This window comes from Curtobacterium sp. PsM8 (assembly GCF_030433875.1).
In the GTDB taxonomy this organism is placed as follows: domain Bacteria; phylum Actinomycetota; class Actinomycetes; order Actinomycetales; family Microbacteriaceae; genus Curtobacterium.
Genome location: NZ_JARUXD010000019.1, coordinates 1 through 12,492 on the forward strand (window position 1 = coordinate 1; position 12,492 = coordinate 12,492).

Below are 12,492 nucleotides of genomic sequence, written 5' to 3' on the forward strand. Positions count from 1 at the left end.
CCCCCCCCCCCCGCCGCCCGCCCCGCGGCCCCACCCCCCCCACCACCACCCCTGCCCCCGCCCCGCCCCGCGCCGCCGCAACCGGGGGGGGGGGGGTCCGGGCCCCGCGGTACCGGCACCGATCCTGCCCTACCCGAGCAGGTCCGGTGCATCGATCGTCGACGATGTGGACTCAGAAATCGCCAAGGAACTGCAGATCGGGCACCCGCTCCGTTTCTTGGAGGAGTCTTGCGGCCCGCTTCCTACCGTCGTGACATCGCCGGTCCCCCGTTCCGCGGGATCGCCCCTTCCGACGAGGAGAACGCCATGTCCCACTCGCCTGCCGCGCTGCTGCCGACCCGGACCCGCCCGAGCAAGGTGCCGGACCCCACCGCGTCGTTCTGGATCATCAAGGTCCTCGCCACCACCGTCGGCGAGACCGCGGCGGACCTGCTCAGCGACACCGTCGGCCTCGGACTCCCCCTGACGACGGTCGTCATGGCGATCGCGCTCGTGGTGTTCCTGGTGCTGCAGTTCCGTGCACGCGCATACCGGCCACCGCTCTACTGGATCACCGTGGTGCTGATCAGCATCGTCGGCACCTGCATCACCGACGACCTCACCGACGGCCTCGGCGTGCCGCTGGTCCTCAGCACCACGGTCTTCGCGGGGGCGCTGGCAGTCGTGTTCCTCGTCTGGTTCCGGACGGAGGGGACCCTCTCGATCCACAGCATCGACACGGTCCGCCGGGAGTCGTTCTACTGGCTGGCCATCCTGTTCACCTTCGCGCTCGGCACCGCTGCCGGCGACCTGGTCGCGGAACAGACCGGTCTCGGGTACTTCCCGTCCCTCCTGCTGTTCGCCGCGGCGATCGCGTTGACCGCTGCCGTGTGGTTCGTCGGCCGACGCGGCCCGGTCGTGTGCTTCTGGATCGCGTACGTCCTCACCCGACCGCTCGGCGCCTCCACCGGCGACCTGCTCTCGTCCCCGGTGCGGGACGGCGGACTCGGCATCGGCACCATCACCACCAGCGTCGTCTTCCTCGTCGTGATCACCGCGATCATCAGCTGGCTCTCCCTCCGCCGCCGCGACGACCCGGCGCTGCGGTCGCAGCTCACCGCCTGACCCCGCTGCGCTCCAGTTGATCCCCGAAGGACCTCTCGTGCTCTCCTCCGTCCCCCTCGCCGTGCACCTGCTCGACGCCGGATCCGTGCTCCACGCATTCGGCCCGTACGTCCTGGTCGGCATCGCCGTCCTGGTCTTCATCGAGTCCGGCGTGCTATTCCCGTTCCTGCCCGGCGACTCTCTGCTCGTGACCGCCGCCATCATCAGCAGCACCCTCGGCATCACCCCGTGGCAGGTCGCCCTCGTCGGGTCCCTCGCCGCGATCGCCGGCGACCAGGTCGGCTACTGGCTCGGCGGACGGTTCGGCCGGCGGCTGTTCCGCGACGACGCACGCCTGCTCACGACCGCACGACTCGGGGAAGCAGAAGCGTTCTTCAGCCGCTGGGGTGGGCTGTCGCTGGTCCTCGGCCGGTTCGTGCCGATCGTCCGCACCTACATCCCCCTCGCTGCCGGGACCGCACAGATGCGCTACCGCCGGTTCCTGCTCTACAACCTCACCGGTGCCGTCTCCTGGGCGGCCGGGCTCACCGCTGTCGGCGTGCTCCTGGGCGGGATCCCGTTCGTGGCCCACAACATCGACGTCCTCATGATCGTCATCGTCGTCGTGTCGGTGCTGCCGATCGTGATCGGTGCGCTCCGTCGCCGGAGCCACCACCGTGCAGCAGCGCAGGACGAGCACACCGCACAGGACCTGTCTGCGACGCCGGAGCGTCGGGCGTGACGGCCACCACGCCGAGCCGGGCGAACCGCGTGCCCGACCCGACGCCGTCGTTCTGGGTCATCAAGGTGCTCACCACCGGGATGGGGGAAGCGCTCTCCGACTTCCTCGTCACCCGGTTCGACCCGGCACCGACCGTCCTCGTCACCGCGGTGCTCTTCGTCGCCGTGCTCGCCGTGCAGCTCGCGGCGACCCGGTACGTCCCCTGGCTGTACTGGGCGGCGGTGTCGATGGTCGGTGTCTTCGGCACCATGATCGCCGACGTCACCCACGTCGCCCTCGGGGTGCCGTACCTGGTGTCCGCACCGGTCTTCCTGCTCGCCCTGGTCGCGGTGTTCGTGCTCTGGCGCCGGACCGAGGGCACGCTCGACGTGCACCTGATCACCAGTCGGCGTCGGCACTCGTTCTACTGGGCTGCCGTCGTCGCGACGTTCGCGACGGGGACGGCTGCCGGCGACCTGCTCGCGAGCACCTTCCACCTCGGTTACGCCGTCGCCGGCCTGGTGTTCGTCGCCCTGATGGCACTCGTCGTGCTCCTGCGCACGACGGCGGTGCTGGGGCCGATCATGGCGTTCTGGACGGCGTACGTCCTGACACGTCCCGTCGGGGCGTCGTTCGCGGACTGGATCGCCGTCCCACACGCCCGTGGTGGGCTCGACGCCGGCACCGGCCTGGTCAGTGCGGTCCTCACCGTCGCCATCGCCACCGCTGTCGCTTGGACGTCCCAGTACCACCGCGCGACCCGGAACAGCGCCGTCGAGTAGGCGTCGTGACGCCACCGGGCGGGTGACCGCGCCGCCGGTCACGATCCGCACCCCGACCGCCCGTACGCCCGGCCCTGCGTAGGCTCGCCCCGTGACCACGGACACCACGGACGTCCTCGTCGTCGGCGGCGGACCGGTCGGCCTGTTCCTCGGCGCGCTCCTCGCCGCCCGCGGCACCGCCGTCCAGGTGTGGGAACGCCGGACCACCGAACCGGTCGGCTCCCGCGCCATCGGCATCCACCCGCCGTCGCTCGACGCGTTCGCCGAGGTCGGCCTGGCCGGTCCGGTGCTCGAGGAGGCCGTGCTCGTCCGCACCGGAGTCGCCCGCAGCCGCGGCCGGGTGCTCGGCGCGCTGTCGTTCGACCGGGCCTCTGACACCCACCCGTACGTGGCGACGCTCGACCAGCACCGCACCGAGACCCTGCTGCGCGAGCGTCTCGTCGCCGCCGCGCCGGATGCCCTCCGGACCGGCACCGCACTCGTCGACCTCGACCGGCACGCCGACCACGTCGACGCGACCGGCACCGACCGGGACGGCCGGACGGTCAGCGTCCGGGCCTCGTTCGTGATCGGTGCCGACGGCGCCCGCAGCGTCGTCCGGGACCTGCTCGGCATCGGCACGACCGGCCGCGACTACCCCGAACGCTACGTGATGGGCGACTTCGCGGACCCCGAGGACGCCGATGCCCGGGCGACCGCACTCGTCGACGTCGGACCGGCCGGGGTCGTCGAGTCCTTCCCCCTCCCGCGCGGCCGCCGCCGCTACGTCGCGCTCCTCCCGGACGACGACCCGCTCGTGGACGGGTCCGCCCCGACCACCGCAGCGGACGCACCGGAGGCGGGTCGGGCCTCCCGGCTGGCCGCGATCGTCCGCGACCGCACCGGCGTCGCACCCGACCCGACCACCTGCTCGATGCTCAGCGCGTTCCGCGTCCGCCGGCGGACCGCCGAGCGCATCGGCGTGGGACGCGTCGTCCTGATCGGCGACGCGGCCCACGAGATCAGCCCGATCGGCGGGCAGGGCATGAACCTCGGCTGGCTGGACGCGGCGGACCTCGCGCCCCTGCTCAGTGACGCGGTGCGGACCGGCGAGGCCGGACCGTGGCCGTCCTACGCACGGCGCCGACAGGCCGCCGCCCGCCGAGCGGGTCGGCAGGCCGAGGCGAACATGGCGCTCGGCCGTGCTGTGCCGGACGCGGTCGGCGTCGGCCGGGAGGCGCTGCTCCGGTCCGTCCTGGCCCTCCCGACCTCGGGTGCGCTCGCTCGTCTGTACGCGATGGCGTGGGCGTAGTCGGCGGGCGGGCGGACGGACGGACGGACGGCCCGTCGAGACGGGCCCGTCTGTGCGGGACGCCGCCGAGCACCCAGGACGCCGCAGGATTCGGCGGCGTCTCGGGCCGACCGACGTGTCTCGGCCAGACGCCGTTCCGGTCGCCTCGTCAGGCGGTGACCGCGTGCGGGTACTCGGCCGCACGACCCTGGAACGCCAGGATCGCGTCGTTGCGGACCTGCCCGTCCTCGATCTCGATCGCCCGGCGGATCGTGTCGGACTCGGCCCAGGCCGACGGCCCCGACATCACGGTGCGGAGGAACGGCATCAGCGCCTCGCTGATCTCCCACGTCGAGGAGTTCCAGAGCAGTGACGGGCTGTGGTCGACGGCGTAGTAGTTCGTCGAGTCGCCGACCGTGACCATCGGTTCGGCGAAGGACGTCGAGCGTGCCCATTCGAAGCCCATGCCCTCGTCGATCGACACGTCCACGATGAGGCTGCCGGGGCGGAAGGCGTCGAGGTCCTCGGTCCGCAGGTAGGTCAGCGGTGCGTTCGGGTCCTGGAGCGTGCAGTTCACGACGATGTCGTTCTCGGCCAGGTAGGGCGCCAGCGGCACCGGGCCGTCGGGCGTCCGGACCGTGCTCGCGAAGGGCTCGTGGTCGTCGTGCTCGAACTGCAGGATGTCGACCGACGGGATCGGCGACCCGACCGCCGCGATGTCCCGGTTCGTCAGGACGCGGACGTCGTGGACGCCGTGCGCGTTCAACGCCGTGACCGCGCCACGAGCCGTGGCACCGAAGCCGATCACGACGGCGGTCAGGCGACGGCCGTAGTCCCCCGTCGAGCCGCAGAGCTGCAGGCCGTGCAGCACCGAGCAGTACCCGGCGAGCTCGTTGTTCTTGTGGAACACGTGCAGGCTGAAGCCGCCGTCCTCGCGCCAGTGGTTCATGGCCTCCCAGGCGATCAGGGTGAGCCGCTTGTCGATCGCGAGCTGCGTCAGCTCCTGGTCCTGCACGCAGTGCGGCCAGCCCCAGAGCACCTGTCCGTCGCGGAGGTCGGCGAGGTCGGCGGCGAGCGGCTTCGGCAGGAGCACCACGTCGGCGGTGGCGATGATCTCGGCGCGCGTGGCCATGCCGGCGACGAGCGGCTCGAGGTCGGCGTCGGGGACACCGAATCGGTCCCCGTACCCACGCTCCAGGACCATCTGAGCGCGCAGGTCCGGGTCGATGCGCCCGAAGTGGGCGGGGTGGATCGGCAGGCGACGTTCGTCGGCCTTCCGGGAGACGGCCAACACCCCGAGCCGGAGCAGGCGGGAGGTGGGCGTGGTTTCGGTCATGGTGCACTGTAGCGGCGCACCCGAGCGGGACTCAGGCCACGAGGGCTGCCCCGGCGAACCCGAGCTCGACGACGAGCACGAGCGACGACGCGATGACGAGCCGGAACAGCGTGCGTGTCGGCGGACCGGTGAGCACGAGCCGGACCCCGACCACCGCGAGGACGACCACCACGACGGCACCGAGGACCGCGAGCACCGCCCCGACACCACGGACCGGGTCGTCGCCACCCAGCTGCCCGACGAGCACCAGCACGGCAGCGACGACGAGCGAGCCGAACGCCACGATCCCGGACGCGTGCAGTCCGAGGCGGTGCGGGAAGCCCCGGACACCGGTGGCCGCGTCGTCGACCAGGTCCGGCAGGACGTTGGTGCAGTGGATCGCGATGCCGAACACCGCTCCGGTGACGATCGCCCACGTCGCCGGCCACCCGCCGTCGGGACCGGCGGCGACCGCGACGACCGGGAGGAGCCCGAACGCCACGACGAACGGCACCACCGAGGCGACGGACCGCTTGAGTCCGGCGTCGTAGGCCCAGCCGGCCGCGACGAGGACGACGTGGGCGACGGCGGCGACCGGGCCGAGGAACAGCGAGAGGACGACCGCGACGCCGGCGGTCACGAACGCGGCGGTCCGGACCGTGCCGACCGCGATCAGGCCACGGGCGACCGGCTTGTCACTCCGCCCCACCGCGCGGTCACGGTCGGCGTCGATCCAGTCGTTCGCGAGCCCGATCGACAGCTGACCGGCGACCACGGCGAGTGCCACGAGCAGCACGACCCAGAACGGGTGCCCGACCGCGGTGGCGATGACCGCGGCGAGGACGGTGACGGTGACGGTCGGGCCGGGGTGCGAGGACGCGAACAGCAGGCGGACCGTCGAGGTGGTCGGGGCGTCGGGCACCCGGCAAGCGTACGGGCCGGGTGGTGCCGCCGGTCACACCGTCGAGGCCGCGACCCGTCGCCGCCGCGCCCCGAGCAGCCCGGAGGCCAACGCGATCCCGGCGAGCACGACCAACCCACCCACGGGCTCGTTCCACCGCAGCGGCTCACCGAGGACGAGGACGCCGAGCGCGACCCCGACGACCGGCGTCAGGTACGTCACGGTGGAGGCCCGGCCCGCGCCCCACGCACCGACCAGCCGGGTGTTCCACGCGTAGGCCAGCCCCGTGCCCACGGCACCCAGCGCGACCATGGCGCCCACGATCCTCCAGTCCAGCTGCACCGGACCGGTGGCGACGACGGGCGCGACCAACAGCATCAGCCCGGCCGCGAGGGTGAGCTGCACCGTCGCGACGGTGGTCGGGTCGTACCCGCCGCCGACGCCGAAGCGGCGGAGCCAGGCGAGGCCGATGCCGTACGAGGCGGTCATGCCGAGCAGCGCGACCTGGCCGGGGACGCTCGCCAGGACCTCCGGGTCGCCGAGGACGTCCCACGGCCCGACCAGGACCAACACCCCGACGATGCCGAGGACGATCCCACCCACCTGCCGACGGCTGAGCCGTTCGGTGGGGACCAGCACGGCCAACGCGAGCAGCGTCATGATCGGCGTCGTCGCGTTGTAGATGCTCGCGAGGCCCGACGGCACGGTCTGCTCGGCCCACGCCATCAGCGACGACGGGACGGCGTTGAGGAACACCGCGACGACGAGCAGGTGCCCCCACACCCGCTTCTCGCGCGGCCAGCGACGGCGCGTGACGAGGAGCACCACGACGAGTGTCAGCGCACCGAGCACGGTGCGGACGGTGGCGACCTGCTGCGGTGCCAGGCCGTCGAGCCCGATCTTCGCGAAGAAGAAGCTCGATCCCCAGGTCAGGGCGACGAGCACGTAGAGGAGGGCGTTCATGTGGCCTAGTCTCGGCACACCACGCACATGCGGCAAACGCATGGACCTCATGCCGACATGAAGGACACGCATGACCGTCTCGCTCCCCCAGCTCCGCGCCTTCGTCGCGACCGTCGACGCCGGCTCGTTCACCACGGCGGCCGTCGCCCTCGGGGTCGGCCAGTCCGCCGTCTCGCACGCCGTCGCCGGACTCGAGCGCGAGGTCGGCGGCCCCGTCGTCCGCCGCGGCTCCGCGACCGTCCTGACCCCGCTGGGCGAGCGGCTGCTGGCCCACGCCCGCAGCGTGCTCGCCTCCGTCGACGCCCTGGAGGCCGTGGTCCGGCCCGCCACGGCCCGCGGCACCGTGCGCCTCGCCGCGGTGCCGACCGTGTGCCAGGGACTGCTCCCGCGCCTGCGGGAACTCTGGTCGGTGACGCTGCCGGACGTCGACGTGCAGGTCTACGAGGGCGACGACGACGAGATGCCGGAGTGGCTCGAGGCCGGCACCGTCGACGCCGCGGTGCTCGTCGACCCGGTCACGGTGCCGGACGGCGGGGTCGTCGTGGCGAGGGACGAGATGGCCGCCGTGGTGCGGCGCGACCACCCGCTCGCCGCTGCCGAGGCGTTGACGCTCGACGACCTGCACGACGACGGCCTGGTCGCCGGCGGCGGGGGCTGCGAGCACCAGATCCAGCGGATGCACGAGCTCGCGGGGCAGCCCTTCCGGTACGCCCACCGGGTGCGGGAGATGAGCACGATGTTCGGGATGATCGAGCGCGGCGAAGGGGTGTCGATCGTGCCGACCCTCGGCCGCGTGATGCTGCCCGCGGGGCTCGTGATGCTGCCGGTGGCGCCGCGGTACGAGCGGACCCTGGTGCTGTCGGGGCCGTCGTCGCGGCCGTGGCACCCGTTGGCGCGGGCGCTGGTCGACGCGGTGTGAGGCGTGCGCGGTGAGCGCTCCCCGAGCGTGCGCGGGCAGGATGGGGTGATGTCGGAGACCTACGTCAAGACCTTCACCAGCCCGGACGAGGCCGCTGCCGAGGCGGCCGGACTGGAGTGGCTCGCCGAGGCCGAGGACGCCGGCGGCACCCGCATCGCCCGGGTCATGGCGCGCCCACGTCCGACGGTGCTCGAGCTCGAGTTCATCTCCGACGCCGCACCCTCGGCGGCCCAGGCGGAGCGCTTCGGTCGTTCGCTCGCCCACACCCACGCTGCCGGGGCGTCGCACTGGGGAGCGCCGTCGCCCGGGTTCCCCGCGAACGGGCCGCTGCGGATGGGGCGTTCGCGGACGCCGTTCGTGCCCGCCACCGAGGCACCCGACAGCTGGGGCGAGTTCTTCGCCGAGTACCGGATCCGCGACTACGTGCAGCGCATCGTCGACGCGGGTGGCTACGACGGGTCCGAGGCCGCGGTGTTCGAGCGCGTCTGCGACCGGCTGGAGGACGGCACGCTCGGGTCCCCGCAGCCCGCACTGGTCGGCGACGGCCCAGCCCGACTGCACGGGGACCTCTGGGCCGGCAACGTGCTGTGGCCCAGGGACCGGTCCGAGCCGACGGGAGCGGTGCTCATCGACGCGAACCCGCACGGTGGGCACGCCGAGACGGACCTGGCGCTGCTCGCGCTGTTCGGGCTGCCCCGCCTCGAGACCGTCCTGGCCGCGTACGACGACGAGTCGCGCCTGGCGGCCGGGTGGCAGGAGCGCGTCGAGCTGCACCAGCTGGCACCGCTGCTGTTGCACGTGCTGCTGTTCGGCGGCTCGTACACGGATGCGGCCCTCCGCGCAGCCCGCCGCAACGCCTGACCCCTCCCGACCCGGCGCGGAAGTGGGACTGTCGTCGGAGCCACGGGGACTGCTAGCTTGCGGGCATCGGCCGAGGGGGAACGATGCGGGGACAGACCACAGCACGCACGAGGACGACCGTCGCGGCGGTGACGGTTGCGGCAGCGCTCGCACTCACCGGCTGCACGGGCAACGACGACGCACCCGCGAAGCCGCATCGGACGAGCGCAGCGGAGCACACCGACGTGTCCGAGTACCTGACGGTGCTGCACCGCACGTTCGCGGCGTCGGACGCCCTGCCGGACGGCTCCACCGCATCCGACGACACCGTCGTGCCGAACAGCCAGCGACGCGTCGGCACCGTCGACGGGACGACCTACTGGGTGGCGGTCGGCCAGGAGGGCGGGGCCTGTCTGATCGCCGCCGACGGCCCGGACAGCGTCGGGAACTGGACCGTGTGCGGCGGGAACGCGGCCGACGGCTCCTTCGTCGGGCGGGCCTCCGTCGTGGTCAGCATGCTCGACGAACAGGGACACCAGACGTCCCTCGTCAGCGACGGCTTCACCGACACCGGCAGCGAAGCCCTGCACCAGGTCGCGCCGAACGTCTGGACCTCCTGACCGGTCCGCGAGGGGTCAGGAGGAGCGCCTAGCCTGGGCCGATGACGGTCGAGCAGGCGGGTACCCCGGTCCTCGCGTTCTTCGACGTGGACAACACCCTGATCCACGGCGCGAGCGCGTTCCACCTGGTGCGCGGACTCCGTGCCGCCGGGCTCATCACCACGCGGGACATCCTCAGCGCGGGCTGGAAGCACGCCCGGTTCAAGGTGCGGGGCGAGAACGACCGGCACCTTGCCTCTGCCCAGACCCGCGGGCTCGAGGTCATCACCGGCATCACCGTCGCCGACATGGCGAAGCTCTCCGACGACGTCTACGTCCGCCACACCGCCGCGACCGTGTGGCCGGAGACCGCCGCCCTGGCGCAGGAGCACCTGGCGAAGGGTCACCAGGTGTGGCTCGTCACCGCGACGCCGACGTTCCTGGCCGAGGTGATCGCCCGCAGCCTCGGCCTCACCGGCGCGCTCGGCAGCGTCTTCGAGACCAGCGACGGCGCCTACACGGGCCGGCTCGAGGGCGCGTTCCTGCACGGCGAGCACAAGGCCGTGGCCGCGCGCCGGCTGCTCAGCGAGACCGGTGCCGACCCGGCCGTGTGCTGGGCGTACTCCGACTCACGCCACGACATCCCGCTGCTCTCGCTCGTCGGGAACCCGGTGGTGGTGAACCCGGACCAGGGACTCGCCGCGCACGCACGTGCGGCCGGCTGGCCGTCGATGCGGATGCAGCGTTCGAGCCTCCGGGAGGCCCGTCGCCGGGTCCGCCGGGACGCCGCGACCGCGGGCGGCACGCCCACCGTCTGACCGCCGGTCTTAGGCGGTCCACAGCAGACCCATCGGCCAGGTCGACCCCCGACCGCGATGCTCGCTGCCATGACCACCTACCCGGTACCCGTGACCGATCGTCGCGACCGCGCGCGCAGTGACGCGCCGGTCCGGCGTCGCCCGCCCCTCGCTCGCCTGTTCCTCGGCGAGCGCGAGGACGCCCGCTGGCTCCGGCCGGCGTTCTGGGCGCTCCTCGCCCTGACCGCCGTGCTGTACCTCTGGGACCTCAGCGTCTCCGGCTACGCCAACAGCTTCTACGCAGCCGCGGTGCAGGCCGGCACGAAGTCGTGGACGGCGTTCTTCTTCGGCTCGCTCGACTCGTCGAACTTCATCACGGTCGACAAGCCCCCGGCGTCGCTGTGGGTGATGGTGCTGTCCGCGCGGCTGTTCGGCTTCTCGAGCACCAGCCTGCTGCTCCCCCAGGCACTCATGGCGGTCGGGACCGTCGCACTGGTCTGGGGCACGGTCCGCCGGACCCTGGCGCGGCTGGGATCGACCACGGCGGGGGTCGGCGCGCTGCTCGCGGGTCTCGTCGTCGCGGCGACCCCGGCGGCGGCGCTGATGTTCCGCTTCGACAACCCGGACGCCCTGCTCGTGTTCCTCATGACCGCCGGGGCGTACGCGACCGTGCGTGCCCTGCCGCGAGGCAGCTGGCGGTGGCTCGCCCTGGCCGGGGTCGCGCTCGGGTTCGCGTTCCTGACGAAGATGCTGCAGGGGCTGCTCGTCCTGCCGGCGTTCGGCCTGGTCTACCTGGTCGCTGCCCGGACCTCGTGGCCGCGACGCATCGTCGGGCTGCTCATCGCCGCGGTCTCGCTCGTCGTCGCGGCCGGCTGGTGGGTCCTCGCCGTCGCACTGTGGCCGGCGGACGCCCGACCGTACATCGGCGGGTCGACGAACGACACGGTGCTCGACCTGGTCTTCGGGTACAACGGGCTCGGCCGGATCTTCGGCGGCTCGGGCAACGGCGGAGGCGGCGGCGCGACCGGCGGCACCGCGGGGTCGTCCTTCGGCGGCGCGACCGGACTCGACCGGCTGTTCTCGTCCGAGATGGGCCTCGAGATCTCGTGGCTCCTGCCGGCCGCCCTCATCGCCCTCGTGCTCGGCCTGGTCGTCGTCGGCCGTCGCCGCCTCGCTGACCCGGCCCGCGCCGGACTCGTCCTCTGGGGCGGCTGGCTGCTCGTCACCGGGCTGGTCTTCTCGTACATGTCCGGCACGATCCACCCGTACTACACGGTCGCGCTCACCCCGGCGATCGCCGGACTGGTCGGGACCGGTGGTGCCCTGCTCTGGCACGCCCGACACCGCACGACCGGGCGCCTGGGCCTCGCCGCGATGACCGGTGCGACCGCGGCCTGGAGCTGGTGCCTGCTCAACGAGAACCCGGACTGGCTGCCCTGGCTGCGGTGGCTGGTGCTCGCCGGCGGCCTGCTCTCGGCCGCGCTCATCGTGATCGGCAGCGTCCCGCAGCTGCGTCGCCTCGTCGCCGTCGGTGTCCTCGTCGGTACGCTCTGCGGCCTCACCGGCACCACCGCCTACGCGGTCGTCACCACCACGGTCGGGCACTCCGGTTCGATCCCGAGCGTCGGTCCGTCCGGCACCTCGGGTGGCATGGGCGGAATGCCGGGAGGCACGAACGGCCCCGGCGGATCGGCCGCCGGCACCGGGGACGACAGCTCCGACAGCAGCGACTCCGGCACACAGGGCGGTCCCGGCGGGACACCGCAGTCCGGCGCCGACGGCGGCCAGCCGCCGGCGATGCCGGGTGGGACCACGGGAGACGGGACCACCGGGGACGGGACCAACGCGTCGGGGTCGGGGACGAGCCTCCCGTCCGACAGCAGCGACGGCGGCTCCCGGACCGGCGGCGGCATGGGCGGCGGCGCCTCGACGTCCTCGGCGCTCGAGGAGCTGCTCCGATCGACCGACACCACCTGGTCCGCCGCGGTCGGCGGCTCGCAGTCCGCCGCACAGCTCGAACTCGACACCGACACCGCCGTGATGGCGATCGGCGGCTGGTCGAGCGACCCCACCCCGACCCTGGCGGAGTTCCAGGCGGACGTGGCGGCGGGCAGGATCGGCTACTACATCGCCTCGGGGACCGGCGGCGGCACCGGAGGCGGCATGGGCGGCGGTTCGTCCACCGCGAGCGCCATCGCGGAGTGGGTCGCGGCGAACTACGACGCGACGACGGTCGGCGGCCAGACCGTCTACGACCTCGGCGCTGGAGGGTAGACGCACGTGCACGACGACCAGGACGCGG

Annotated in this window: 12 protein-coding genes; 9 read left to right on the plus strand and 3 right to left on the minus strand. The window is 73.1% G+C overall.

The features are described 5' to 3' along the window. The first annotated feature begins 306 nt into the window (after positions 1-306). The 4 genes from QCD68_RS06420 to QCD68_RS06435 all read left to right on the plus strand — a co-directional run bounded on the left by QCD68_RS06420 (position 307) and on the right by QCD68_RS06435 (position 3,877). Positions 307-1,104, plus strand: a complete 798-nt coding sequence (locus QCD68_RS06420) for a COG4705 family protein (protein WP_301222430.1) — start codon at positions 307-309, stop codon at positions 1,102-1,104. A gap of 37 nt (positions 1,105-1,141) precedes the next feature. Then, entirely contained in the window at positions 1,142-1,825 is a 684-nt protein-coding gene (locus tag QCD68_RS06425) for a DedA family protein (protein ID WP_301222431.1), read from the plus strand. Beyond that, complete coding sequence (locus QCD68_RS06430) at positions 1,822-2,586, plus strand: COG4705 family protein (RefSeq protein ID WP_301222432.1); 765 nt, start codon at positions 1,822-1,824, stop codon at positions 2,584-2,586. Before QCD68_RS06425 ends, QCD68_RS06430 begins: the two co-directional genes overlap by 4 nt. 91 nt (positions 2,587-2,677) lie before the next feature. Beyond that, on the plus strand, positions 2,678-3,877 hold the full coding sequence (locus QCD68_RS06435; protein ID WP_301222433.1) for an FAD-dependent oxidoreductase: 1,200 nt from the start codon (positions 2,678-2,680) through the stop codon (positions 3,875-3,877). 148 nt (positions 3,878-4,025) lie between these two features. On the opposite strand, the gene QCD68_RS06440 is transcribed toward QCD68_RS06435, so the two are convergent. The 3 genes from QCD68_RS06440 to QCD68_RS06450 are packed head-to-tail and all read right to left on the minus strand — an operon-like array spanning position 4,026 to position 7,035. Further along, entirely contained in the window at positions 4,026-5,192 is a 1,167-nt protein-coding gene (locus QCD68_RS06440; RefSeq protein ID WP_301222434.1) for a N(5)-(carboxyethyl)ornithine synthase, read from the minus strand. Positions 5,193-5,223: 31 nt separating this feature from the next. After that, positions 5,224-6,093, minus strand: coding sequence for a UbiA family prenyltransferase (locus QCD68_RS06445; protein WP_290155889.1), 870 nt, complete (start codon positions 6,091-6,093; stop codon positions 5,224-5,226). Positions 6,094-6,126: 33 nt separating this feature from the next. Beyond that, entirely contained in the window at positions 6,127-7,035 is a 909-nt protein-coding gene (locus tag QCD68_RS06450) for a DMT family transporter (RefSeq protein ID WP_301222435.1), read from the minus strand. Between the two features lie 70 nt (positions 7,036-7,105). Here QCD68_RS06450 and QCD68_RS06455 point away from each other — a divergent pair, with 70 nt between their 5' ends. The 5 genes from QCD68_RS06455 (at position 7,106) to QCD68_RS06475 (ending at position 12,464) form a co-directional block, all read left to right on the plus strand. Continuing rightward, positions 7,106-7,954: a LysR family transcriptional regulator gene (locus QCD68_RS06455; protein WP_301222436.1), complete on the plus strand. Its 849-nt coding sequence runs from the start codon at positions 7,106-7,108 to the stop codon at positions 7,952-7,954. Between the two features lie 48 nt (positions 7,955-8,002). Beyond that, positions 8,003-8,815 (plus strand): fructosamine kinase family protein, encoded by an 813-nt coding sequence (locus QCD68_RS06460; protein ID WP_301222437.1) that lies wholly within the window; start codon positions 8,003-8,005, stop codon positions 8,813-8,815. A 128-nt stretch (positions 8,816-8,943) separates the two neighbouring features. Next, positions 8,944-9,414: a hypothetical protein gene (locus QCD68_RS06465; protein ID WP_301222438.1), complete on the plus strand. Its 471-nt coding sequence runs from the start codon at positions 8,944-8,946 to the stop codon at positions 9,412-9,414. 41 nt (positions 9,415-9,455) lie between these two features. Beyond that, positions 9,456-10,211 (plus strand): HAD family hydrolase, encoded by a 756-nt coding sequence (locus QCD68_RS06470; protein ID WP_301222439.1) that lies wholly within the window; start codon positions 9,456-9,458, stop codon positions 10,209-10,211. 69 nt (positions 10,212-10,280) lie between these two features. Then, positions 10,281-12,464 (plus strand): glycosyltransferase family 39 protein, encoded by a 2,184-nt coding sequence (locus QCD68_RS06475; protein ID WP_301222440.1) that lies wholly within the window; start codon positions 10,281-10,283, stop codon positions 12,462-12,464. The last annotated feature ends 28 nt before the right edge of the window (positions 12,465-12,492 follow it).

Excerpts from the sequence above, each read along its gene's own strand:
- QCD68_RS06460 (WP_301222437.1), top strand. The coding sequence starts at position 8,003 with ATGTCGGAGACCTACGTCAAGACCTTCACCAGCCCGGACGAGGCCGCT.
- QCD68_RS06455 (WP_301222436.1), top strand. The coding sequence starts at position 7,106 with ATGACCGTCTCGCTCCCCCAGCTCCGCGCCTTCGTCGCGACCGTCGAC.
- QCD68_RS06440 (WP_301222434.1), bottom strand. The coding sequence starts at position 5,192 with ATGACCGAAACCACGCCCACCTCCCGCCTGCTCCGGCTCGGGGTGTTG.
- QCD68_RS06450 (WP_301222435.1), bottom strand. The coding sequence starts at position 7,035 with ATGAACGCCCTCCTCTACGTGCTCGTCGCCCTGACCTGGGGATCGAGC.
- QCD68_RS06470 (WP_301222439.1), top strand. The coding sequence starts at position 9,456 with ATGACGGTCGAGCAGGCGGGTACCCCGGTCCTCGCGTTCTTCGACGTG.
- QCD68_RS06475 (WP_301222440.1), top strand. The coding sequence starts at position 10,281 with ATGACCACCTACCCGGTACCCGTGACCGATCGTCGCGACCGCGCGCGC.
- QCD68_RS06420 (WP_301222430.1), top strand. The coding sequence starts at position 307 with ATGTCCCACTCGCCTGCCGCGCTGCTGCCGACCCGGACCCGCCCGAGC.